The sequence below is a fragment of the Solibacillus sp. FSL K6-1126 genome (assembly GCF_038003445.1).
Taxonomy (GTDB): domain Bacteria; phylum Bacillota; class Bacilli; order Bacillales_A; family Planococcaceae; genus Solibacillus; species Solibacillus silvestris.
Genome location: NZ_JBBOPD010000001.1, coordinates 2,000,585 through 2,023,051, shown reverse-complemented (window position 1 = coordinate 2,023,051; position 22,467 = coordinate 2,000,585). Strand labels below are relative to the sequence as shown.

The 22,467-nt window shown below is 36.7% G+C and carries 28 protein-coding genes and 1 pseudogene; 3 read left to right on the top strand and 26 right to left on the bottom strand.

Annotated elements, in window-relative coordinates:
* Window positions 1-172: 172 nt before the first annotated feature.
* Entirely contained in the window at window positions 173-811 is a 639-nt protein-coding gene (locus MHH44_RS09900) for an exosporium glycoprotein BclB-related protein (RefSeq protein WP_340798457.1), read from the top strand.
* A 207-nt stretch (window positions 812-1,018) separates the two neighbouring features.
* Here MHH44_RS09900 and MHH44_RS09895 read toward each other — a convergent pair whose 3' ends face one another.
* The 6 genes from MHH44_RS09895 to MHH44_RS09875 all read right to left on the bottom strand — a co-directional run bounded on the left by MHH44_RS09895 (window position 1,019) and on the right by MHH44_RS09875 (window position 4,745).
* Window positions 1,019-1,570 (bottom strand): cupin domain-containing protein, encoded by a 552-nt coding sequence (locus tag MHH44_RS09895; RefSeq protein ID WP_340718271.1) that lies wholly within the window; start codon window positions 1,568-1,570, stop codon window positions 1,019-1,021.
* Between the two features lie 121 nt (window positions 1,571-1,691).
* The gene (locus tag MHH44_RS09890) at window positions 1,692-1,952 is read right to left on the bottom strand and encodes a spore coat protein (RefSeq protein WP_340718270.1); all 261 of its coding nucleotides are present in this window, start codon (window positions 1,950-1,952) and stop codon (window positions 1,692-1,694) included.
* A gap of 12 nt (window positions 1,953-1,964) precedes the next feature.
* Window positions 1,965-2,153: a hypothetical protein gene (locus MHH44_RS09885; RefSeq protein WP_340718269.1), complete on the bottom strand. Its 189-nt coding sequence runs from the start codon at window positions 2,151-2,153 to the stop codon at window positions 1,965-1,967.
* 127 nt (window positions 2,154-2,280) lie between these two features.
* Window positions 2,281-2,373 (bottom strand): cytochrome bd oxidase small subunit CydS, encoded by a 93-nt coding sequence (cydS, locus tag MHH44_RS21205; RefSeq protein WP_445326859.1) that lies wholly within the window; start codon window positions 2,371-2,373, stop codon window positions 2,281-2,283.
* Between the two features lie 12 nt (window positions 2,374-2,385).
* The gene (locus MHH44_RS09880) at window positions 2,386-3,414 is read right to left on the bottom strand and encodes a cytochrome d ubiquinol oxidase subunit II (RefSeq protein ID WP_340798456.1); all 1,029 of its coding nucleotides are present in this window, start codon (window positions 3,412-3,414) and stop codon (window positions 2,386-2,388) included.
* Window positions 3,405-4,745, bottom strand: a complete 1,341-nt coding sequence (locus MHH44_RS09875; RefSeq protein ID WP_340718267.1) for a cytochrome ubiquinol oxidase subunit I — start codon at window positions 4,743-4,745, stop codon at window positions 3,405-3,407. Before MHH44_RS09875 ends, MHH44_RS09880 begins: the two co-directional genes overlap by 10 nt.
* A gap of 338 nt (window positions 4,746-5,083) precedes the next feature.
* Here MHH44_RS09875 and cydD point away from each other — a divergent pair, with 338 nt between their 5' ends.
* Both cydD and cydC read left to right on the top strand, forming a co-directional pair.
* Complete coding sequence (cydD, locus tag MHH44_RS09870; protein WP_340718266.1) at window positions 5,084-6,799, top strand: thiol reductant ABC exporter subunit CydD; 1,716 nt, start codon at window positions 5,084-5,086, stop codon at window positions 6,797-6,799.
* Entirely contained in the window at window positions 6,783-8,459 is a 1,677-nt protein-coding gene (cydC, locus tag MHH44_RS09865) for a thiol reductant ABC exporter subunit CydC (protein WP_340718265.1), read from the top strand. Before cydD ends, cydC begins: the two co-directional genes overlap by 17 nt.
* 230 nt (window positions 8,460-8,689) lie before the next feature.
* Here cydC and MHH44_RS09860 read toward each other — a convergent pair whose 3' ends face one another.
* From MHH44_RS09860 to MHH44_RS09770, 20 genes and pseudogenes are all read right to left on the bottom strand, one after another.
* Window positions 8,690-9,079: a DUF302 domain-containing protein gene (locus MHH44_RS09860; protein ID WP_340718264.1), complete on the bottom strand. Its 390-nt coding sequence runs from the start codon at window positions 9,077-9,079 to the stop codon at window positions 8,690-8,692.
* Window positions 9,080-9,362: 283 nt separating this feature from the next.
* A pseudogene (locus tag MHH44_RS21200) lies at window positions 9,363-9,549 on the bottom strand (ArsB/NhaD family transporter); the annotation flags it as partial.
* 82 nt (window positions 9,550-9,631) lie between these two features.
* The gene (locus tag MHH44_RS09855) at window positions 9,632-10,156 is read right to left on the bottom strand and encodes a peroxiredoxin family protein (protein WP_340718263.1); all 525 of its coding nucleotides are present in this window, start codon (window positions 10,154-10,156) and stop codon (window positions 9,632-9,634) included.
* A complete protein-coding gene (locus MHH44_RS09850; RefSeq protein WP_340798455.1) occupies window positions 10,153-10,839 on the bottom strand; it encodes an ABC transporter ATP-binding protein in 687 nt (228 codons plus the stop codon). Before MHH44_RS09850 ends, MHH44_RS09855 begins: the two co-directional genes overlap by 4 nt.
* Window positions 10,836-11,648 carry an ABC transporter permease gene (locus MHH44_RS09845; protein ID WP_340718261.1) on the bottom strand — a complete coding sequence of 271 codons (813 nt, stop codon included), beginning with the start codon at window positions 11,646-11,648 and terminating at the stop codon, window positions 10,836-10,838. Before MHH44_RS09845 ends, MHH44_RS09850 begins: the two co-directional genes overlap by 4 nt.
* Window positions 11,645-12,103 (bottom strand): nitrous oxide reductase accessory protein NosL, encoded by a 459-nt coding sequence (locus MHH44_RS09840; RefSeq protein WP_340718260.1) that lies wholly within the window; start codon window positions 12,101-12,103, stop codon window positions 11,645-11,647. The genes MHH44_RS09845 and MHH44_RS09840 overlap by 4 nt, the downstream gene beginning before the upstream one ends.
* A complete protein-coding gene (locus MHH44_RS09835; RefSeq protein ID WP_340798454.1) occupies window positions 12,100-13,431 on the bottom strand; it encodes a right-handed parallel beta-helix repeat-containing protein in 1,332 nt (443 codons plus the stop codon). The genes MHH44_RS09840 and MHH44_RS09835 overlap by 4 nt, the downstream gene beginning before the upstream one ends.
* Before the next feature lie 5 nt (window positions 13,432-13,436).
* Window positions 13,437-14,099: a nitrous oxide reductase accessory protein NosL gene (locus MHH44_RS09830; RefSeq protein WP_340718258.1), complete on the bottom strand. Its 663-nt coding sequence runs from the start codon at window positions 14,097-14,099 to the stop codon at window positions 13,437-13,439.
* A 277-nt stretch (window positions 14,100-14,376) separates the two neighbouring features.
* Window positions 14,377-15,159: a sulfite exporter TauE/SafE family protein gene (locus tag MHH44_RS09825; RefSeq protein WP_340718257.1), complete on the bottom strand. Its 783-nt coding sequence runs from the start codon at window positions 15,157-15,159 to the stop codon at window positions 14,377-14,379.
* Window positions 15,160-15,224: 65 nt separating this feature from the next.
* Window positions 15,225-15,452 (bottom strand): sulfurtransferase TusA family protein, encoded by a 228-nt coding sequence (locus tag MHH44_RS09820; protein ID WP_251401579.1) that lies wholly within the window; start codon window positions 15,450-15,452, stop codon window positions 15,225-15,227.
* A 129-nt stretch (window positions 15,453-15,581) separates the two neighbouring features.
* Window positions 15,582-16,709, bottom strand: a complete 1,128-nt coding sequence (locus MHH44_RS09815) for an MBL fold metallo-hydrolase (protein ID WP_340798453.1) — start codon at window positions 16,707-16,709, stop codon at window positions 15,582-15,584.
* Window positions 16,710-16,821: 112 nt separating this feature from the next.
* Window positions 16,822-17,217 carry a DsrE/DsrF/DrsH-like family protein gene (locus MHH44_RS09810; RefSeq protein WP_340718255.1) on the bottom strand — a complete coding sequence of 132 codons (396 nt, stop codon included), beginning with the start codon at window positions 17,215-17,217 and terminating at the stop codon, window positions 16,822-16,824.
* 1 nt (window position 17,218) lies between these two features.
* Window positions 17,219-17,779, bottom strand: a complete 561-nt coding sequence (locus MHH44_RS09805; RefSeq protein ID WP_340718254.1) for a sulfurtransferase TusA family protein — start codon at window positions 17,777-17,779, stop codon at window positions 17,219-17,221.
* A 50-nt stretch (window positions 17,780-17,829) separates the two neighbouring features.
* Window positions 17,830-18,126 (bottom strand): rhodanese-like domain-containing protein, encoded by a 297-nt coding sequence (locus tag MHH44_RS09800; protein WP_340718253.1) that lies wholly within the window; start codon window positions 18,124-18,126, stop codon window positions 17,830-17,832.
* 12 nt (window positions 18,127-18,138) lie between these two features.
* Window positions 18,139-18,480, bottom strand: coding sequence for a rhodanese-like domain-containing protein (locus tag MHH44_RS09795; RefSeq protein ID WP_340718252.1), 342 nt, complete (start codon window positions 18,478-18,480; stop codon window positions 18,139-18,141).
* Between the two features lie 10 nt (window positions 18,481-18,490).
* Window positions 18,491-18,967, bottom strand: coding sequence for a DsrE/DsrF/DrsH-like family protein (locus MHH44_RS09790; protein ID WP_340718251.1), 477 nt, complete (start codon window positions 18,965-18,967; stop codon window positions 18,491-18,493).
* 49 nt (window positions 18,968-19,016) lie between these two features.
* Window positions 19,017-19,277, bottom strand: a complete 261-nt coding sequence (locus MHH44_RS09785) for a metal-sensitive transcriptional regulator (protein ID WP_340718250.1) — start codon at window positions 19,275-19,277, stop codon at window positions 19,017-19,019.
* A 557-nt stretch (window positions 19,278-19,834) separates the two neighbouring features.
* Window positions 19,835-20,914: a sensor histidine kinase gene (locus MHH44_RS09780; RefSeq protein WP_340718249.1), complete on the bottom strand. Its 1,080-nt coding sequence runs from the start codon at window positions 20,912-20,914 to the stop codon at window positions 19,835-19,837.
* Window positions 20,901-21,584: a response regulator transcription factor gene (locus tag MHH44_RS09775; protein WP_340718248.1), complete on the bottom strand. Its 684-nt coding sequence runs from the start codon at window positions 21,582-21,584 to the stop codon at window positions 20,901-20,903. Before MHH44_RS09775 ends, MHH44_RS09780 begins: the two co-directional genes overlap by 14 nt.
* 104 nt (window positions 21,585-21,688) lie before the next feature.
* Complete coding sequence (locus MHH44_RS09770) at window positions 21,689-22,441, bottom strand: cytochrome c biogenesis CcdA family protein (RefSeq protein WP_340718247.1); 753 nt, start codon at window positions 22,439-22,441, stop codon at window positions 21,689-21,691.
* Window positions 22,442-22,467 lie beyond the last annotated feature (26 nt).

The window sequence follows — 22,467 nt, the reverse complement described above, 5'->3', positions numbered from 1 at the left end:
TCGAAATTTGACTTACAATTCGATTCGCGGTACCGCCCATGCCGCTTGAGTCTGCAAAAAGAGCGCAGTCTCATTCGTCATGATCCGGCGGTTGGTAAGGCGCGAATCATAAATAACTGCACTTCAATTTTATATTGTTATGAATAGGATATTAAAGAAGGGGGGTGAGAGAATGTGTAATTGTATGAATAGAGGGTGCAGTGTTAGTTCTAATCAACTATCGGTTAAATGTGGAAATCTATGTTTTTCATCAGGTCCACTTAGAGCAACTAGTACAGTATGTCCTCCTGAAAATATAGGTTCCATAATTCCGTTTTCTTCAGGAACTGGACTAGTAACAGTAACGTTTACACCTCCAGAACTTGGAGAAGTTAGAGGAGTGTCTGCAATCGGTTTTGGAAGTGCTGTTGATACTATTGCAATAGGAAATACGGTTATCTTACCAACTGAAGTAGCAGGTACAACAGAAGCTTTTTCTGTTCCACGTGTAGGAACTAATACCGCTATTTCTGCAACATTTACAGAAACAGCTATTGCTGATGTTACAGGAACGGCTATTATTACTGCACAAGTTTATCGCGCCCCTGCTGGAATTATCACATTCACAGCAACAAATGCATTTGTTAACTTAACGCCGGTACTTACAGGAACGATTAATGTCGGTACTACCTTCCAAGGATTAGCGAATTTATCAAATATTCCGGTATCCGCTGGTGACCGTTTAGCAATGGTGTTTTCTGTTAGTGGAACAGGTGTTACAGATATTATCGTACTTACAGGTGCTGCAACAGCAGGTATTACGATTTCTTAAACTTCTACCAATTCATATGCTTTTTCTGGAACATATCCTTTTCCTACAAGAATTCCCATGAGTATAAATTATTAAAGAATGTGTTTTATATTATTTTCTTTTTTAACATCTTCCAACCCTTCGTTGACTAAAAATTCCGACCTTTGAATCCATAGGTCTGGGTGTTATACCATCAATTCCGGGGCTACCATTAAGTTAAGAAATCCCTTACTCAGCATGCATTGCATCTGCCTTGGTGCGGTGAATCGTGCCAAATGGATGATTAGGTGGTGCATAGATAGAATATAGCCTTAATGGAATATTCCCTGTATTCGTTAAGTTATGCCATGTTCCAGCGGGGATAAAAATTGCGGAATCATCCTGAACATTTCTACTAAAGTCTAACTGATTTTTACTTTTACCCATTTGAGTAACACCTTGACCTTGTTCGATTCGTAAAAATTGGTCAACGTCAGGATGCATTTCTAAACCGATATCTTCACCTGGATTTAGGCTCATTAATGTAGCCTGTAGGTGATTTCCTGTCCACAAAGCAGTACGATAAGTATTGTTTTGTTTAGCTGCCTCATTAATATTTATAACAAAAGGACGTTTTCCGTAATCACTGATTGGCAAACCATTATTTTGAGATGAATTAGTTTGATTTACAAGAACAGGACCTTGAGGATTCCATTGATTTGTATTCACAGCATAATGATACATCGGAGCAATACTGTAATATGGGTGTTGATATGGATACCCGTATGGGGAATAATACATTTTTTCAACCCTTTCGAAAATAATATACTATTGTATGCTAACTTTTAATAATGTGTTTTCTAAGTATAGATTTCGATTTAGGCAAAAAAAAAGCCGAATACATAGTTCGGCTTACTAAATATTAGTTCTGCATGTCAGACATTAATTGGTTTCGCAATTGCTGAACGACCTCTTTTGAAGCTGGTGCAGCAGGTTGATAGTATCCTTTTTGAAGGGCATAACTGTATAAAGTTCGTTGACGGGATTCATCCTGATTTCGCAATTGGATTAATGTTTGTCTGAGTTCCGCATTATTCGTTTGTGCGATGATATTGGCATATCCAGTTAAGCTTGCATTTAACCCGGCCAGATAATCATTGACCATTTCTTTATCTTGAAACATTTACACTCCTCCTTAGTTTAAATATGTTATTAAATCCTGTTGTGCTTGCTTAGCAGCTTGTGCATCTCTTTCAAAGAGTGCTTTTAAATCTGTGTCTGTGCAACTTGATGCATACATTTCCAATTTTTTTGCAACGTTTCCATGCCCACCAATTAAACTACGTAAATGCTCAACTTCTAGTTCAGTTAAGTTATGATTCACTGTTAATTCCTCCTTTACATTAATAATTCACCTTTATTAAAAATTTATACAATACTTGACTAACAACTTAACACATGAAAACGACATATTTTCCTAAACAAAGGATTCAATCCTCCAGTTAGGTACTTTATAACTCCGTTTTTGCTGCAACGAAAAATGCAGCAAAAACGGATATGATCACAACAATAATCGGTGCATAAGTTATTAAAAATGCTTCCATTTCCACATCTCCTCATACATGCGTTTCATCATCACCTGAAAGATAGCCTTTATTAAAAATAAAAAGCTTGAAAACTAAATATAGTGAAGGGATTAACAAACATAACCCTGCAATGAAGAAAACAACAAGTGAAATTGCCATGGCTTGATTTGTAAAACTATCATGAATGGTTAAATGCGGATACAACAAATATGGATAATGCGAAAATCCATATGCAAAAAATGCAGCCGCAAATTGTAGTATTAACAAAATGACGGCTAAGCCGTATTTCGCTTTTCTCCATAAAAGCCAATACGTTGCTAAGAAGAGAGTACCTGAAATAATAAATAACCAAGATATATCTAACATATTTTCATAATGCCAGTGTTTTTCAGCTCTAAATTCAAGAATAATACCAATGGCACTAACAATTAATGGAATCCCCCAAATAAGTGCATATTTACGCATTAAATCGCTTGCATCTGAGTCCCCTGCTTTTTTGGCATACCACGTTAAAAATACTGCTGATATATAGAGTACTGCTGTAACACTTAACGCGACAATCGACCAAGATAATGTACTAGTGAATAATGCAGGATAATCTAATTTAGGACCTGCATCTTGGATCGTCACAAAGCCTCCCTCAGAAATCGTTAAAATAACCGAAAAGGCTGCAGGGATGAAAAGACCGGCGATTCCATAAGCAAATGCATAGCCTTTATGTCCACGTAAAGTGCTGTAGGATTCAAACGCATAATAACTTCCTCGTATCGCCAGTAAAATAAGCGCAACGGATGCAGGTACTAATAGAATAGTCCCATAATAGTAAGCTGTTTGTGGGAAGAACCCAACGATTCCGACAAAGAAAAATACTAAAAATACATTGGTAATTTCCCATACGGGGGATAAATAACGTTTAATAACTTTAGAGAGAATATGGTTTTTCTTCGTGATTAAACTGTAAGCATTGAAAAATCCCGCACCAAAATCTATGGAAGCGATAATTACATATCCAAATAGAAAAATCCATAGTACAGAAATCCCTAAAATTTCTATGTCCATGACTTTGCACCACCTTTACGTGCAGCCAATTCTTTCTCTGCAGGATTATTTTTAAACATACGATTTAATACCACAATACTGCCTATTCCTAAAATTAAATAAACAATCGCAAAAACAATAAATAACCATTCGACGCCTGTTGCTGTTGTCGCGCCTTCTTCAGTACGCATAATACCGTATAAAATCCATGGTTGACGTCCTTGTTCGGCAAGCCACCACCCTGCTTCAATAGCAATTATTGATAAAGGTCCACTTAGTACAATCAACCATCTAAACAAACGGGAATGGATCCATTTCCATTTCCCCCATCTACCAATAACAAAAGCAAGGGATAAAAGAATCAGTAAAACTCCAATGGTAACCATTGTATCGAAGAAATAGTGAATATACAGTGGAGGCCGATCTTCCTCCGGATATTCTTCCAAACCGATCACTTCCGATTTAAAATTACTAAATGCTAAAAAGCTTAGTAATTTGGGAATGCGAATTTGATATTTTACATCTTCTTCATCTAATATACCGAAAAATATTAAATCCGCTCCTTCTGTCGTTTCAAAATGCCATTCCGCTGCCGCTAATTTCTCAGGCTGATATTCTGCTAAATACTTGGCCGAAAAATCACCTACCAATGCTGTAGCAAGCGAAAAAATAATACCAAGCTTCATGAGTAATGATAAGGCTTTTTTATGATAAATTTCGTTTTCACCTTTTAATAATTTGTAAGCAGCAATTGCAGCTAATACGAAGGCTACCGTCATAAAACCAGAAACTAATACATGTGCAATTTTAGTAGGCATTGCGGGGGTAAACATTGCTAATAGTGGTTGAATATTAATCAATTCGCCATTGACTATGTCAAAGCCCCGAGGTGAGTTCATAAATGCATTTACAATTGTAATAAATATGGCAGACATTGCTGAACCCAGCGCTACTGGAATGAGTAATAGCATATGATGCTTTGGATTTTTAAAGCGATCCCATGTATATAAATATATGCCTAAGAAAATAGCTTCAAAGAAAAAGGCAAAGGTCTCCATAAATAATGGGAGTGCAATAACCTTTCCAGCAAGTTCCATAAATTGTGGCCATAATAATGATAATTGCAAGCCGATGATGGTTCCTGTTACAACACCTACAGCAACAGTAATAGTATATCCCCTTGCCCACCTCCGTGCCATTAACGTGTAATGTATATCATTCTTTTTATAACCGACATATTGTGCAATCAAAATCATTAGCGGTACTCCAACACCAAGCGTTGCATAGATAATATGGAATGATAAAGTTAATTCTGTTAATGCCCTACTCCAAAATACCGAGGAGCCTTCCATCTCAATTCCTCCTAACATCCAAAAAAATTGCGGTTATAACATAAATCATTACGATGGTTGATAACGAGAGCTCGTCACAAATATTGCTTTTTTCTTAGGCATAGTTATTCACCTCGTATAGAATATTTAATCAATTTAATTTTCTTCTAGTGCAAATTTAAAAGGTTTTTCATTATAAAACGGTGAGATGCTTCGATTAATGTTCGAATCTTCTTTTTCATAATTCCCGCTTATTGTACGCGTTTAAATTTATCCTAATCACGTAACACTAGTAAATATTCTACTTCGCCTGTTTTAGTATTCGTATAAATAGCTGATGTGCGAAAGGAGCGAATCTTATGCATTTTTTACAACAACTTACAAATAAAAATAAGTTGCTATTATTACTTCTCATTCTTATTTCCGGGATAACTGGCGCAAGTATCATATTACAAGCCTTAAGCATTGTAACAATTGTTAATGACGTGTTTATCGAACACGTACCGTTCCAGGATACGTTTCCGTCTTTTGGTTACTTATTTTTATCAATGATCGGAAGATTGCTTTCTCAATTTGGGATTGGCAAAATCGGTGGCATATTTGCAGCGAGCGTGAAAATAGCTGTTCGACATGAGCTTTTAGCGAAGTGGTCTGAATCTTCTTTAGAGAAGCACATTCAACATAAAACTGGTGAAAGAGTGACACTTTTTGTGGATACAGTTGAACAATTAGAAAGCTATTATCGTGAATACATTCCGCAAGTAATTAAAACAATCATTGTGCCAATAATGATATTAGCCACTGTCTTTTATATTCATCCTAATAGTGGTTGGATTATGCTCATTACTGCCCCGTTTGTGCCGATTACGTATATTATTATTGGCATGCAAACAAAGAAAAAATCAGAAGAACAACTAGAGGCTTTAAATCGTTTTTCAGGGAAATTTCTCGATTTACTACAGGGCCTGCAAACCATCCGATTATTTGGACAAAGTAAACAACAGGAACAAGTGCTAGCTACCAGTAATGAAGGCTTTATGAAACGTACATTAAGCGTATTAAAAATTGCGTTTGCATCGACATTATTTATTGAACTAATTGCCACATTAGGTATTGGCTTAATTGCACTCGAGATTGGCTTTCAAATGATTGTCTTTCAAACGCTCGCATTTGCACCAGCCTTTTTCATTTTGACACTTGCACCTGAGTATTATAATTCATTGAAGGAATTAGGCAGTGCCTTTCATACAGGACGAGGAAGCCTTGGTGCGGCAAATTTAATCGAACAGCAACTTACTGAAAAAACAGCCCCTGTTCAATGGGGTACCAATAGCTTACCAACGCAGCCCAAAATAGCATTAAATCAAGCCGTTTACAGCTATGCAAACGGGACGACCATTGGACCTATATCTTGTACAATATCTCCTAGAAAAACCGTTGCTTTCATCGGTCAAACTGGACATGGGAAAAGTACAATTTTAAATATGCTTTCAAGTTTGATTGAAATTGACCAAGGTTCCGTTATGTTAAATGATCAGCCGCGTGCAATCTATAAGGAATCGGACTGGTATGCTCAGGTAAGCTACATTTCACAACATCCTTATATATTCTCTGGTACGTTGCGAGACAATATTTGTATGGGGCTGCCGTATAGTGACGCAGAAATTTTAAGAGCATTGAAGGATGCCCAACTTATGGACTGGCTCTCAATGATTCCACAAGGATTGGACATTGCGCTTGGCGAAGGGGGACTTGGCTTATCAGGTGGTGAAAAGCAACGCGTTGCCATTGCGCGTGCCTTTTTAAAAAAGGGACACATTGTATTTTTTGATGAACCAACAGCTGGACTTGATGTGTTAACAGAACAACTATTAACACATTCCATTCAAGTATTAAGTGAATTTGCAACCGTCATTATTGCCGCACATCAATATAAAAGTATTCGCTTTGCAGATGTTATCTATATCGTTGAAAACGGACAAATTGCTGCTTATGGTACACAAGGTGAACTAGTCCAACATCCATTTTATCAAAAGATGATGAAGGGAGGATTTATCGATGAAATCATTAGTTGAGTTCATTTGGACAGATAAGAAAGATGTGTTACTAGCACTGTTATGTGGAACAATTGGTGGTTTAACAGCAGTTGCGCTTTTTGCACAAAGTGGGCTTCTTATTTCTAAAGCCGCGCTATTACCACCCTTTTATATCATTTTAATCCTAACCGCCTTTTTAAAACTATTTGGTGTAACAAAATCAATTAGTAAATACACCGAGCGCTTGATTACACATCGTGTAACATTTCGTTTCATCAGTAAAATTCGAATGCTATTTTTTAATAAACTGCTACCTAAAGCGCATTTATTAAACACTTATAAAAGTGGTGATTTACTAACCAGAGTTACAACAAATGTGGAGACTGTACAAAATTTTTTTTTACGTGTATTATACCCACCGTTTGTGACAGGCATTGTCTTTTTTACAACATGTTTATTTATGCTTTTCTTTTCAACTTGGATTGCGCTTTGTTTACTATTAGGCATTGTTTTAACAAGTCTTATCGTGCCGTATATATTACTCCGTATTCCGCATAAAACAGCAACTGAAGATAAAAAAATGATGACAATAGAGGGTACGGAATATTTTTATGGTTATCGTGATTTAGTCTTGCATAATCAGCTAGAAGCTAAAAAACAAACTTTATTACAGTGGAATAAGCAGTTCGCAAAAGCAAAACAAAAAGAATTGGATCAAGAACAATCAGCATTTTTAGGGAATCAACTTGTTGCCCTATTTACGACCTTTTTGATTCTGTTCATTGGTGCTTATTTAACTTCAACGAAGCAACTAGATGGAGTTTATTTAGCGATGATTGTTCTTGTTTCTTTAACGGTTTTTGAGTCTGCAATTCCCCTCGCAATGGCTCCTAACTATGTGAGACATACAAAAAAGGCCATGCAGGAGCTTAATGAAATCTCACCAACAATCGAGAAGCAGAACGGTATTTTACTTAGAGACAATATCCATTCAATTCATTTTAATCATGTTTCCTATGTTTATCCAAATATAGAACGACCAGCAATTGAAGACATAAACTTATCGGTACAATCCGGTCAAAAGATTGCCATTATAGGTCCAAGTGGATCTGGTAAGTCAACAATATTACAGTTATTGATGAATGAATTTGAACCAAGTAACGGGGAAATTTTATTTGATATGTACCCTTTATCAAGCTTTGATACTGACTCAATTTATAAACAATTAAGTATAATGCTACAGCACAACCATTTTTTTTCTGGAACCATAGAGACAAACTTACAACTAGCGAAACCAGAGGCAACACGTGAAAAAATGCAACTCATATTGAATAAAGCTTGTCTCTTCAAAAAACTAGAGGATGTTGTATATGAAAAAGGCGAGAATTTATCCGGTGGTGAAAAGCAACGTCTAGCTTTTGCTCGTTTTTTATTAAAAGATAGCCCGCTTTTGGTTTTAGATGAGCCATTTACAAGTTTAGATATTCAAACAGAAAGAAAATTGTTTCAAACGTTGTTAAATGAATCAACAAATAAGATACTTATACTCGTGACACATAAGTTAATAGAGTTAGACAAGTTCGATTGTATTTTTGTCATGCAAAACGGAAGATTAGTCGAAGCAGGAAAACATGCGGAGTTAATCAGTCAGCAGGGGCTTTACTTCGCCATGTACCAAAAACAATTCAACAATAGGTAGTTTGGATAATCAGTAAAAGCAAGATCTTAGCTATTATTTGTACCTACCAAAATAAACAAATTTTAGGACAAAACATAGTTTAGTGACTAATATGTTTTGTCCTTTTTTAAAAAGAATATTATTCAATTGATAGTCCTAGGTGTGATTCTTGTATAAGTATTACCCGTAATCCTTAAATAAAATGAAAAAACAAGAATGCATTATTTCATACATTCTTGTCCGGTAATTCATTATTTACTTTTTTCTAATACATCTATGAGGATTTTTTCAATTTTTTCTGCTATTGCAATTAATTCAGTATCATTTAATAAACCTATCATAGCAGTTGGTTTAGGAAGTCCAATTTTGGTTTTTCCTTCTTCTTCATAAACGGTAATTTTACAAGGTAAGAAGTAACCCACTAAAGGATTATGCTCTATTACTCGTGCCGCTTCTAATGGATTGCAAACTTCTAGAATTCGGTAAGGCTTTTTATAGCTGTCTACGCCTTTTTTCAGCAAAGTTTCAGTCAAGTTAAGTTGCCAAAGAACCCCAAACTTATTTTCTTTAAGATTTTGTTCTATAGATGTAATCGCTTCATCAATTGATTTATCACTATTTACTGTAAAATGAAAATCCATATATATCCCCCTATTTTGAATTATAATTTAATCAGATTATAATTTGATTATTTAGTTTGGATAATTTTAAAAAATCTATCCATTTCTTTAAAGCAGTTGCTTTATTAGAACAGCTAGTATTCCTTGTAATACTTTTGTGTCCATCTTTTTGCTTATTTTTACCCCAATTGGTGCTGCAATTAAACCCGCAACAATTATAATGACCGTTGCCAGATAGAAAAAGCTATTCCCCAATCATGTCTGCCGATATGATATTGACTAAGTTACTCACGGTAAAAGGTTAGCTCGTTGTACCATCAATATAACCCCTCGCCAAATAAACTGGAAAATCATTTTTCGCTAAACAATTGGCGTTAAGAACAGTACAGCTCAGCCATTCGAAATTAATGCAGCAACGGCAGCTCCGATCAAACTAATATACACAAACATTTTTATGCCATTCCCATTGCAACACGTGCCAGATGTAATGCCCAATAAACTTATCAAAATATAAAAGGATGTTTGAAACTTATAACTCTTACAAACATCCTTTCCATATATTTAGATCTTTACTTATAATAAGGGTTCTACATATTTAAGTAATAAAGCTTCATCCATTGGGCCTAAGATTTCACGAGCAATATTTCCTTCTCGGTCAATTATAATTGTCGCTGGAAGTGCAAAAGCACCATAGATCGTACTAATCTCTCCAGATGTGTCTAGTAAGATTGGAAACGTTAAATCATACTCATCCACAAACGCTCCTACATTTTTCATCTTGTCTTTTCTTGTAACATTCACAGCTAAAATTTCAATGTCTTGATTATATTCTTCATAGAATGTTTGAAAATGGGGCATTTCAATTCTGCAAGGCTCACACCACGAAGCCCAAAAATTTAAAATAACAATTTTCCCATGTTGCTCTTGAAGTGAAATTTTTTTCCCATCAAACGTTGGAAGTTTAAAATCTGTGGCTTGCATCATATTTTCCACTCGAACTGGAACATGTTCTTGCGATTCCTTTATGGTTCCAACAAGTTCCCAGCATATAAACAACATAACAGATACAACGAAAATAATCGTAAACCACTTTTTCATCGCTCTACCTCTTGTTTTGTTATTTGTAGCCATAGTTGCTCAAGTGTGTGGCATTTACCCTCTTGTAATAAGTATTTAATATCACCTGAAGCCAAAATACGGCCATGATGAATTAGAATAACTTGATCAGCAATTTCTTCTGCTAAACTTAGTAAATGCGTAGAAAATAAGATGATTTGCCGATTGTCCCGCTCTTCTTTGAGCATAGCTTTTAATTGGGCAATCCAAAAAGAATCTAACCCATTTGTCGGCTCGTCTAAAATATAAAATTGGCTTTCCCCCATTATGCTTTGTGCCAAATTCAATCGTTGCCGCATTCCTTTTGAGAATTGACCAACCTTTAAATTTCTTGCTTCCCATAAGCCTACTTTATCTAATAATTCTATCTGTCTTTTTACTGGGACCTTTTTCAAATTCCCTAAAAAGTGCATAATCTCCTTAGCTGTTAGCGTATCAGGAAATTCAATATCATCTGGCATAAATCTTACTTCTTGGGATTCGCGAATAATCTCTCCATTATCGGGGTGCAATAAATTCGTTAATATGTTAATAATCGTACTTTTTCCTGCCCCATTGGAGCCGACAAGCGCAGTAATATGCCCTGGCTTTAGTGTGAAATTGACATCAAAAATCCCTCGTTCCCCTTTAAATACTTTCGTAACATGATGAAGTTGTACCGTCATACTCGTTTACCTCGAATCTTCAAAATAATTGTCGCCACAACTAATGAAATGATGACCCATAGACTTGAAATGATGATGAAGAAAAGATAACCTGGTGGAGAAGAATAAAATTTCGACATTCCATAAAAGGCCGGCCCTAATACAGCTGTTTGCTCGGAAAATACGAAATAGCCATAACGAATCCATTCAAGTGGATTAAAGTGAATCGTTGCAATGACTAGCTTCTGTAAAAAGTTTTCAGACGTAACAGTACCGATCGCCATCACCATATAAGAAAATAATAAACTTATAACAGACCAAACCCCTAACCCCATTGCAAGTGCATGCAAGCGACTTTTTGCCATCGTTCCTACTAATATACTCACCGCATTAAATATGAGCAAAATCAAAGCTGTAATACCTATTGCAAATAGAGGTAGCTTCAGCCCGCCAAAGAAACTTCCCACTAGAAAAGCCACAGCAAACACAAACAGGACTACTCCCGCGAAAACTATGCAGAGTGCTATATATTTTGTCAACACATACTGTCCCATTGTTAAAGGATATGTTCGAAGTAATCCCAACCAGCCTGATTCTTGATCACTCGCTATATTCATACTGCCAATCGTTAACATAAACAGCGGCAACAAAAACAGCAAAATATTAAGTAAAGAGGCGGTTTGACGGGTAAAGCCCTCCGTTTCCGGTAAAGCTAAATGTTGAATCATTAAAATCGCAGTAAATACAATTGCAAATAAAATTGTTACAATCTGTATCCATCTACTACGTAAAAGCTGCTTACATTCCAATAAAATCATTTGCATGCTCATTCGTGCTCATGTACTCCCCAATTAAATGTAAGAAGCTCTTCGTAAGGAACAATTTCGCCTGGCTGCGCTTTTATATAATCGTTTGCTTCCTCTTGTGAATTAAAGGCGAGTACCCCATAATTCATAGGCGTCCAATATTCTTTAGAATACACATAAATGGCTTCTTCAATATTCAACCATTTAGAAGAATTAGTATCTCGAATAAAGCCTGCACCTATTTTCTCTTTCCCCTGTTCCAATACATATTCCATTAAGCAACCTAAATCATCAAAGGCGACATGATCACCATTTTTCAATACAATCTGTGCTGCATAATCCACATGTGTAATACTCATATTGCACATATAGCAAACATCTGCCTCTGCGTTAATTTCTCTCGGCTCATACGTTTGTTCACTACATGCTGCTAAAATGAAAACCGATATCGTAAACCCAATCCATTTAAATAATTTCATTTTAATCTTCTCCTTATAATCAACATGCTTATTAAAAGGATACTGCTAATAAGCAACTGCCAAATATGAATATCTATCTCCAAACTAAACGGCTTCTTTAAAATGATAGGGTATTCATCTACAACAACTTGTGTATTGTTTTCCGTTACTTCTGTATCCATCATATTTAAAGTCACAACACTGGGGGATTCCATAAAGTATTGATAAACGGGTTTACGTACCATCCATTGACCGAATGAATTCGTCGCTATATATTGGGTATCCCCTATCTGATCCCCGTTATAATCTTTTCCTTCATAATCGTCATAATAATTCCTTTTTAAGCTGAAACCTTGCTGATCTGTACGAACAGTTAAAATATTGCCATGAAATTCATTTTGTTGAACGAATAATTCTTGTGAGCGCTGTACATGTAAAACAGTACCATTTACTAAAAAGACATTCTTCTCAACTGTGATATCACGAGCATTTTGTATATCCATCGCCGTCGTATTTTCCCTTAATTCATTGTCTTCAAATAGCACATTCTCAACGTCATATACGTAAACTCCTAAACTGTTGAGCATATTATTTTTTGCTACCATATTATCGGAAATCTGTACATCCTTTGCAATCATCACCATAAAGCCAGTCATATTATTAAATAGGTTATTATTGGCTAACTCGATATGATTGCTATACATCATATGCATGGCATAACGACTATTTTTGATACTATTATTCGTCAAATGAATGTCCTCGACACTTTCAAGATAAAATCCGTCCAGTACTTGCTCTATATCATTATCTGTAGCTGTAATTTTCTTCGATTCATAGATTGCAACAGCGTGTCCCTTTGAAGAGAAATGTCCTTCTTTTCCGAGAACATCTACATCGTGCAGACTGATATTTTCACTTTTCGTAATTTGTATACCAGCCATCGAATCGCCTATTCCGACATTTTTCAAGTGAATATTTTGTACATTGCTTACAACAATCGCTGTATTCTCTGCTTGAAAACTGATATTCTCCAACACGACATTTTGTGTATCAGAAACTGTTAATGCCGTTGTGAGTGAGTGAATCTTAGTACCGTCCATTCCAATAATAGTGATGGGCTTTGTAATCGATAAAGAACCACGATAAACACGCTTTTCTAAGAAAAGCGTGCCCCCTGGTTCCGTACGATCTATTAATTTTTGCAACTGGCTTTTTTCACCCTTTAACGGTTTTTTCGGTTGCACAAAGCTAGGTGATTCATGCTGATGCTCCGAACTTGCTTCTGCAACAATCGGTGTAAGAATACCTACTAGTACGCCACAAACAGTGGCAATGATCCAGTTTTTCATTGTCATCACTCGCTCGATTCATCTGAAGACATATTTTCTTGGTGACCATTAGTATTATTTTCTTCATTCGAATGATCGTTATTCTCTCCATGACTATGCTCTTCGCCATTTTTCATTTGCTTTTTCTTATGACGTTCGATTGCTTGCGTTCTGATTTCATCAATTGTTGCCATAGCAGCATGCTCGTTCTCAGCAATGTAGTTTTCCGCATCTTCTTCAAACTTAAAGAAAATGTAGCCCCAGTTCATTGGTGATTTCATATCAGTCTTTACAGCAAATGCTTCTTCAACGTTAAACCAGTTTAGCGTATGATAATCACGTACAAATTTTTCATTCTCTACTTTATTGACATACTCATCGTTTAATAAACAGCCAATATCATCATAGAAAACCACTTCGCCATTTTCATGTACAGCTTGTGCAGAAAAGACACCTTGTTCATGATCTCGTGTATACACTTTCATATTGCACATATAACACGTTGTATCCTCTGTTGGCTCTTGTAAACGCTCATCTACAGTCCATTCTGCTTGTTCAGATACCGAAACCTTCTTCTCTTCTAGGGATTCTTGTGAAACCTCTGCTTTTTCACCACTTCCCTTCACTTCCTCATCACCACAAGCATATAAAGTGAGTGCTAAAGGTGCTGCAAACAATAGTTTTTTCATAATTCTCCTCCGACATGGATAGTTTTACAAATTCAATTATATAAGTGAAATATGGACTTCAATTGAAATGGATGTGACGATTCTATAGCGAATTAATGAACTAATCTTCACAAATTTTATTCTAAGATAGCTTACGATCTAACAGTCAACACCTTCAATCCTACCTCTAATCCAGTATGGCGCAAGTTACGAAAAAAATTCATGATCGTATTGCCTCAACTCAAACTAACTTCGTAAATAACAAATAGGAACTCTATTTTAAACTAACGATTTTGTACTATAAAATATCGATCCAGATTTTAATGGCTGTTGCACCAATCATAAGTGCCAATAACCATTGAAGAATTTTAACATTCATTTTTTGTCCGATTTTTGCGCCCAGAGGAGCTGCAATGATACTTGCAATAATCATAATAAACGCTGGCCAGTACTCAATTTGACCGGTAATGATTTTACCCACACTACCTCCGACCGAAGAAATAAATGTAATCGCTAAACTCGTCGCAATTGTTATGCGAGTTGGAATTTTTAAGACCGTTAACATAATCGGTACGAGTAAAAACCCACCGGCTGCCCCTACAATTCCTGAACCGATACCAACAATTAATGCTAATGAAATTGCCAACGCTTTATTAAATGTAATAACAGATGTGTCTTCAACCGTTTTACGGGGGATAAACATCATTACTGCTGCAATTGCTGCTAAAATTCCATATACGATATTCACGACTTCTTCTGATAAGAAACCTGAACCATAACTACCGATAAAACTACCGATTAAAATAGCGCCCCCCATATAGATGATGAGCTCTTTGTGCAGTAAACCACTTTTTCTGTACGCCCAAACACCCGCTATCGATGCGAAGAACACTTGAATCGCACTAATTCCTGATACTTCATGTGCAGAGAATGCTGCAAGTCCAAATAGTGGTGGAATGTATAAAAGTAAAGGGTATTTAATAATAGACCCTCCAACACCTAGCATCCCTGAAATAAATGATCCAAAAAATCCAAGTGCGAAAATAACGGCTATAAATGTGAATGATAAATCGATTTCCATTTGTTTGTCCTTCTTTCATAAAAATTAAAGCGAGTAGAACAATGCTCTACTCGCCCAAAACACTGTTATGCTTTTTGAATATAAAAGTACAGTACGCCTGCTTCTTCTTTTTGCTCTAAAATTGTGTGACCACCTGCGCCAGCCCATGCTGTGAAGTCTGCAAGTGCACCTTTATCTGTTACTTGTACCTCTAATACTTCACCTGAGTTAATTGTGTCAATTGTTTTTTTCGTACGTACGATTGGCATAGGGCAAGCTAAACCTTTTGCATCCAAAGTTTTTGTAATATTCATGTTGAATTCCTCTTCTCGTAAATTTCTTTTTTGTAAGCGATTTTCTAATTTACCGAATAAAACGTAAACGGTTACTTGCCTTTTGAGCGTGAGACAAGCATAGGTGTAACATCTCATTGCTAAACTAAATTAGCGTACTGCACAACGGTTAGGACCAATTTCCATTTCCGTTTGTTCATCATCACTAGGCGTCACTTTACCCATATTCACGGTACGAATTTCTTGGTACGCGTTTGGTTGTGGTGGTAAGTTATCTGTAACCATTGAACGGAATACGTCTTCGTCTTCTACGTTTAAACCGTGGTTTTCAGCAAATAAATCACCCAGGCGCTTCGCTACTGTTCCATTTTCGTTTAACTCGTCAATGATCATGAAGTGTGCTGGTAACACGATTAAATCTTCTGTTAATCTGCGGTAGCGAGAATATAATGTTTCGCGTAAGTCACCAACCCAGTCCTCTGCAAGACCTGCTAAGTCAGGGCGACCGATTGAATCGATGAATAAAATATCACCTGTTAATAAATACTTGCCGTCAATCACAAATGATGTTGAACCAATTGTGTGACCTGGTGAATAAAGTGCGCCTACTTCAATTTGAGAAGTGCCTAACTGTACTTTTAAACCATCTTCAAGTGGTGTGTAATCAAATACAACTTCTTCTGCATCTTTTGATGGTAAATAGTATGTTGCCCCTGTCGCAGCTGCGATATGACGACCGCCTGAAATATGGTCCGCATGTAAGTGTGTATCAAATACGTGCTTAATCTCTACACCTTTTTCTTTTGCAAAGTTTGTAAATACGTCTGTAAATCGTACTGCATCAATAATCGCTGCTTCCCCATCGTTGATAGCCATATAAGAAAGACAGCCTTTTCCTAAACGTACGAATTGGTATAACTCGCCATTGCCGTTAAGATCGCCTACTTTAATTGGCTCAAGGTACATTGACCAAGATTTCATACCTCCTTCAAGGTAGCCCACTGAAAGACCCGCATCCGATAACATTTCCGCTATCATGATAGAAGAACCTTCCTTCGCACATACTACAAGTACGTCTTTATCCGCAGGGATTTTCGGTAAAATTTCTTCTACCCCATCTAAAAGTTCGAAGTAAGGGATATTTAAGTAATCGAATTTATGACCATCAATTTTCCAATCTTCAAATGCATCTGCATTACGAACGTCTAAAATAAATAATTCTTTGTTATCAATCACTCTGCGTGCAACTTGTGCTGCTGTCCATGCTGTTACTGTCATATAATTGTACCCCCATAGGTATTATTTTAATTAAATTTTTTTCGGCTCAGGTAGCCTAATTGCTACCGGAACCAATGGATATGTTACATATATGAAAAGAAAATGCTAGTCATTAGAATGTTAATGTCGGTGCTGCGTCTTTTGCAAATTCTAGGAATGTAACGGCGCCACCAACTTCAATATCGTCCACGAAATCTTCTTTCGTTAAGTCCATAACATCCATTGTCATTTGACAAGCGATGAATTTCACGCCTAATTCCTGCGCCATTTCTACTAATTGTGGAATGGCTGGTACTTGTGCATTAGCAAAGCCTTCTGCGAAGTGCTCTTTTCCTGCAGGCATTTCAAGTGCTTGCATCCCTTGCTTGTGGATTAAGTTTAAGCCTTCAAATGTGAAGAAGATCGCTACTTCTTTTTCAGAAGCGGCTGCTGCTGTTGCGATATTGAATACTTTATACGCATCGAAAAGACCACCGTTAGCTGCTATAATTGCTACTTTGTTTGACATATTACTTTACCTCTTTCTGTAATTCGCCTTCATAACCTGTCATGCCAGGTAAGACGTTATAAATATTTGTATAACCTGCTGCTGCTAATTGCTGTGCAGCTAAGTCAGAACGCGTGCCTGTACGGCAAATGACATAAATAGTTTGTGCTGGATCAAGCTCATTCATACGGTCCGCTAAGTCACCCATTGGAATGGATTTAGCACCTGGAATGTGGCCAAAAGCATATTCTGCTGCTTCACGTACATCTAAAATTAACCCTTCACCGTTAACAGCGTCTTCATTTGAAATTGTTTGCTCAAATGTCTTTTCAGCTGATTCACTCGTTTCAAGATTACATTTACGAATATAGTGATAGAACACACCGTTATCTTCACTTGAGCCAATGTATTGATGACCTACTGTTTTTGACCATGCGGCTAAATCCGCCACAGAGCCTTTATCTGTTGCTTGAATTTCTAACACTTGCCCTTCAGCCACATCATTCATTGCTTTTTTCGTTTTTACGATCGGCATTGGACAAGCTAGACCTTTTGCATCTAGTTGTACGTCTGATTTAATCATTAGAAACCTCCATTTATACTTATGGTATTATTTATAATAAAATTTAAGATTTACTTCACTTCGCCCGTCCATTCAAGCATTCCGCCTGTCATGTTCGTTACATCAAAGCCTTGTGATTCTAAAAACATTGTTGCTTGACCACTCCGTCCACCTGAACGGCACACCATAATATAAGGCGTTTTTTTATCTAATTCCTGCATGCGGAACTCAAGTAATCCTAGTGGAATGTGCGTAATACCAGGAATATGGCCTGCTTCTACTTCTGCTACTTCACGCACGTCGATTAGATTCAATGCTTCGCCAGCTTCTAATTTTGCTTGTACCTCTATTGGTTGAATTGTTTTCAATATTTACTCCTCCTAGTATGCACTCATGCCACCACGGACATTCGTTACTTTTGTATACCCTAATTTTTTTAACTGCTTACATGCCTGCTTTGAACGCATTCCACTTTGGCAAATAACGACAATTTCTTTATCCTTTGGCAACTTTGAAAAGTCAGAACCAAGAGGAATGTTTTTAAATTGCTTTGCATTGCGTGCCTTATACTCGCCAGGTGTGCGTACATCGACAAAAACTTTATCTTTATCGTTAATCATTGTTTTAAGCTGTGCTGTTGATATATTGTTAACTCCTTTTGTTGGCTTCATACGCCAAGCAAAAAATGCGACAATTCCGATTATTAAAATTACAGTTTCCATTGGTCACCTCTTAAATGAATAAGTTTACGTTACCTTCTTCAGCATCTGCTAAATAAGCAGCTACACCAGCATACTGAATACCATCTAATAATTCTTCTTTTTGAAGACCCAGTAAATCCATTGTCATCGTACAAGTAACCAGCTTAATATCTTGTTCTTGTGCCATCTCAATAAGTTGCGTTAACGTTAATGCGTTGTGCTTGTTCATTACGTGCTTAATCATTTTAGGACCCATACCGAGCATTTGCATTTTTGATAAACCAAGTTTTTCCGCACCACGTGGCATCATTTTAGCAAACATTTTTTCAAGGAAACCTTTATTCACTGCTACTGGCTCTTGTTTACGTAGCGCATTGATACCCCAGAATGTATGGAAGATTGTTACCTCGTGATCATAAGCTGCTGCACCATTTGCAATAATGTACGCTGCCATTGCCTTATCATAATCCCCACTGAATAAAACGATTGTTGTTCTTTTCTTTTCCATAATATCTCCTTACCCCTATAGGTATAATTTATTTTAAAAATAAAAAGTCTTAGCGACTTTTTACTAACAACTCTACTGCTTCTTTTACCATTGCATTTTTATCTAAACTTGCTGCATCTTCTTTCGATAAACAATCTACTAAGTTGTCTGTGACAATAACACCAATTGTGCGATCAACAGCTGAGCGAACGGCACTTAATTGTGTGATAACATCCTTACAATCTTTCTCTTCATCCATCATACGTAAAATACCTTTAAGCTGACCTTCAATCTTTTTCATTCGTGCTGTAACCTTTGCATCGTATTGCATTATTTCACCTCTTTTTTAAATCATTTCATTATCTATTTCGTATCATACTACCCATACGGGTATATGTCAACAAATAAAACTTCTTTCATAAAACCTCTAAAAACATTAATTTATAAAGGTTAAAAAAATATTTAAGAGCAATTACTATCTGTTTAATATGCTACTACCCCTAAGGGTATATGTCAATTGATAAATTCACTTTTACACTAAACTAAAAAACAGAAGCTACTTTTAGATAGCCTCTGGTTTACATCTTCATTATTTATCTTGATATGTGACGGTCGATTTTAAATAAAAACGGCGATAAATAATCGCAGAGAATCCTACTACAATTAAAAGTAATGATACGACTTGCGCCGAACGTAGTTCACCAATTAAATATAAGCTATCTGTACGAAGTCCTTTAATATAAACGTCCGACCGAATACCAAATTAGTTCGCTATGTTCATATACCTCAAATAGTAGTACCCCCTAGGCACTTACAATCCTTAAACATAATACGTTTCTCCATCACTGCAAGCATCGTTCAATATGGCCGTTTCTATAGGAAACGACCTTAATTTCGAAGTGGGAGCTTTACAAGAAAGGTATGATAAGTACCGTCTGTCTTAAGCGAAACCGTCCCTTCATGCTGTTCAACAATTTGCTTGGAGATGGCTAGTCCGAGCCCTGCCCCTTTCTCTATTGAATGATTTATCGCGTCTACACGATAAAAACGTTCAAAAATCAATGGGTTTTCCGCTTCTGAAATGGTTTTTCCTTGTCCGCTAACTGAAATTACATAAAAACCCGTCATTTTTTTTCCGACAATTTCAATAGGTTTCATCCCTTCGTAATAACGAATGGCGTTTTCAATGAGATTACTCATTACCTGTGTAAGTCCATATGGATCTACTTCAAGTATTTGCTGCTCTAGTTGTACATGGAGCGCGATGTTTCTACTTTTCATTGTCCAACTAAACATTTGGATAACTTGATGTATGACGTCTGCTATTTCAATGTCTTGTTTTTGTAAATACTTTTGCTGCTCCGCATAGGTCAATTCTTCAATCGATTTTAATTGCTCCACCATCAAAATTAAACGCTTCGATTCTTGATGCAATGCTTGAAAGAGCTCTGGATTCCCAGAAATCACGCCCGTTTGAAGAGCCTTTAGATAGCCATTAATGTTGGTTAAAGGTGTACGAAATTCATGAGAAAACTCTGATAAACGCTGATGACGTTGCTTTTTATTAGATTCTAACTGGTTGACCAAGTCATTAAATTGATCCATCAACGCGGTGATTTCATCTTCATACTCTGAGCGAACATTTTGTACTTCTTTGCCTTGCTTCAACTTTTCCATCGACTCCATTAATTCACGTAACGGTTGTAATTGATGACGTGTAAAAAAATACTGAAGTGATACCACAAAAGCAGTAAATAATACAACGAAAATCCCTATGTACTGCAATAATATATCTTTAATAATTTTTCCTTCTTGAATCGCAACATTCTCGTCTACAACTATGCAAGTTGCTTCATAAATCGCCCAGCACGCAAACAAAATAAATGCGCTGATAATCAAACTATTGACGAATGTTAACCGCCATAACAACTTTTTTGATAAAAATCTCGCCCATCTATTTCGTAACAAACTTATACCCCATTCCTCGTACCGTTTGAATTCTTTTCGGTCGACTTGGGTTTTCTTCAATTTTCTCACGTAGTTTTTTGATATGGGCATCAATCGTTCGCTCCATCACGTCTTTCTCAAGATACGGATATAACGATTCGATTAACCTTTCTCGGGGCATAATAATATTTGGATTATCCATCAAATGAAATAGCAATTGAAACTCATGCTTCGTTAAACGGAGTTTTTGATTATATAGTAGGACTTCTCCTTTTCTTGGCTTAATACAAAGTCCATCATAAGTAATCTTTTGACAAAACTGTCCTGTTCGCCGTAAAACTGCCTCAATATGTGCCACTAGTTCCTCTGGGTCGAACGGTTTCGTCATATAATCGTCTGCACCGAGTCGTAGCCCATGAATTTTGTCAGCTGTCTGCACTTTCGCACTTAACATAATGATCGACACTTCATTTCTTCCTTGCTCCTTGACCCATTCACAAAGCAGTTCCCCACTGACTTTCGGTAACATCAAATCCAACACAATTAAACACGGATGCTCGTTAAGAAAAACAGACTTCGCCACCTCACCATCGTCTGCTTCTACGACCTCATAACCTTCTTTTTGTAAATAAATTTTAATGAGGTTACGAATCATTTGATCGTCTTCTACAATTAGTATTTTTTGTTTCATAGTACCCCCTCGTCCTGTTGGTTGAAGGGAGACACCTCCCTTCAATCAACAAAAAATTCTTATTTTATTGTACCGAAAATTGAATGCTCGCACTATCAACTGAACTAACCTAAATTAGAAAGCCATGTTCCTTCTATTAAGCGTAATAAAAAAATACTCAGTTGGGACATTTGGCCAAAAAACAATAAAATCCCCATGAAAATCATCATAATGCCACCAATTTTCATCAGAAGACCACTTTTTTTCACAATCCACTTTGATTTCCCGATGAAAAACGTTAACAGGATAAAAGGCACGGCAAAGCCAATCACATACATGAGAGTATACACTAAGCCTGCTCCTGGATTCGTCGCTGCTAATAATAAAATTGACGCAAAGATCGGTCCAATACACGGCGTCCATCCTGCCGCAAAGCCTAAGCCCACAAAAAATGTTCCGACATAACTTGTTGGTTTTTTCGCCACATGGAGTCTTTTTTCTTTCATAAGTACTGGAATCGTCAGCCATCCTGCCACAATTAAGCCCATAAAGACGATAAAAATACCCGCTAATTGCTGAATGAGTGTTGCCGTTTGCCCAATAAATAAATGCTGTAGCCACTGTCCAAAATAGGAGGCACTTGCACCTAAACTAATGAAAACCACGCCGATTCCTGCTAAAAAGGTAACTGAATGGATCAATATTTTTTTCCGAATTGCTGCCGTTTGATCGGCTTGCATTTCCATGACACTAATCCCTGTAATATAAGAGAGATACGCTGGGAATAAAGGTAATACACAGGGTGATAAAAATGACAGCACCCCGGCCCCGAATGCTAAAAGAATTCCCACGATGAGGACCGTATCTGTTTCAATCATGATTTCCCACCTACTTTTCTAATCAA

Bases quoted from the DNA above. Each gene is read 5' to 3' on its own strand.
- cydD (WP_340718266.1), top strand. From the start codon at position 5,084: ATGCATTTTTTACAACAACTTACAAATAAAAATAAGTTGCTATTATTA.
- MHH44_RS09805 (WP_340718254.1), bottom strand. From the start codon at position 17,779: ATGATTAAATCAGACGTACAACTAGATGCAAAAGGTCTAGCTTGTCCA.
- MHH44_RS09825 (WP_340718257.1), bottom strand. From the start codon at position 15,159: ATGGAAATCGATTTATCATTCACATTTATAGCCGTTATTTTCGCACTT.
- MHH44_RS09880 (WP_340798456.1), bottom strand. From the start codon at position 3,414: ATGGACATAGAAATTTTAGGGATTTCTGTACTATGGATTTTTCTATTT.
- MHH44_RS09810 (WP_340718255.1), bottom strand. From the start codon at position 17,217: ATGTCAAACAAAGTAGCAATTATAGCAGCTAACGGTGGTCTTTTCGAT.
- MHH44_RS09840 (WP_340718260.1), bottom strand. From the start codon at position 12,103: ATGAAATTATTTAAATGGATTGGGTTTACGATATCGGTTTTCATTTTA.
- MHH44_RS09830 (WP_340718258.1), bottom strand. From the start codon at position 14,099: ATGAAAAAACTATTGTTTGCAGCACCTTTAGCACTCACTTTATATGCT.
- MHH44_RS09845 (WP_340718261.1), bottom strand. From the start codon at position 11,648: ATGAGCATGCAAATGATTTTATTGGAATGTAAGCAGCTTTTACGTAGT.
- MHH44_RS09820 (WP_251401579.1), bottom strand. From the start codon at position 15,452: ATGAATATTACAAAAACTTTGGATGCAAAAGGTTTAGCTTGCCCTATG.
- MHH44_RS09855 (WP_340718263.1), bottom strand. From the start codon at position 10,156: ATGAAAAAGTGGTTTACGATTATTTTCGTTGTATCTGTTATGTTGTTT.
- MHH44_RS09835 (WP_340798454.1), bottom strand. From the start codon at position 13,431: ATGAAAAACTGGATCATTGCCACTGTTTGTGGCGTACTAGTAGGTATT.
- MHH44_RS09795 (WP_340718252.1), bottom strand. From the start codon at position 18,480: ATGGAAACTGTAATTTTAATAATCGGAATTGTCGCATTTTTTGCTTGG.
- cydS (WP_445326859.1), bottom strand. From the start codon at position 2,373: ATGGAAGCATTTTTAATAACTTATGCACCGATTATTGTTGTGATCATA.
- MHH44_RS09875 (WP_340718267.1), bottom strand. From the start codon at position 4,745: ATGGAAGGCTCCTCGGTATTTTGGAGTAGGGCATTAACAGAATTAACT.
- MHH44_RS09860 (WP_340718264.1), bottom strand. From the start codon at position 9,079: ATGGATTTTCATTTTACAGTAAATAGTGATAAATCAATTGATGAAGCG.
- MHH44_RS09850 (WP_340798455.1), bottom strand. From the start codon at position 10,839: ATGACGGTACAACTTCATCATGTTACGAAAGTATTTAAAGGGGAACGA.
- MHH44_RS09900 (WP_340798457.1), top strand. From the start codon at position 173: ATGTGTAATTGTATGAATAGAGGGTGCAGTGTTAGTTCTAATCAACTA.
- MHH44_RS09790 (WP_340718251.1), bottom strand. From the start codon at position 18,967: ATGGAAAAGAAAAGAACAACAATCGTTTTATTCAGTGGGGATTATGAT.
- MHH44_RS09890 (WP_340718270.1), bottom strand. From the start codon at position 1,952: ATGTTTCAAGATAAAGAAATGGTCAATGATTATCTGGCCGGGTTAAAT.
- MHH44_RS09775 (WP_340718248.1), bottom strand. From the start codon at position 21,584: ATGAAACAAAAAATACTAATTGTAGAAGACGATCAAATGATTCGTAAC.
- cydC (WP_340718265.1), top strand. From the start codon at position 6,783: ATGAAATCATTAGTTGAGTTCATTTGGACAGATAAGAAAGATGTGTTA.
- MHH44_RS09895 (WP_340718271.1), bottom strand. From the start codon at position 1,570: ATGTATTATTCCCCATACGGGTATCCATATCAACACCCATATTACAGT.
- MHH44_RS09785 (WP_340718250.1), bottom strand. From the start codon at position 19,277: ATGCAATACGATGCAAAGGTTACAGCACGAATGAAAAAGATTGAAGGT.
- MHH44_RS09770 (WP_340718247.1), bottom strand. From the start codon at position 22,441: ATGATTGAAACAGATACGGTCCTCATCGTGGGAATTCTTTTAGCATTC.
- MHH44_RS09815 (WP_340798453.1), bottom strand. From the start codon at position 16,709: ATGACAGTAACAGCATGGACAGCAGCACAAGTTGCACGCAGAGTGATT.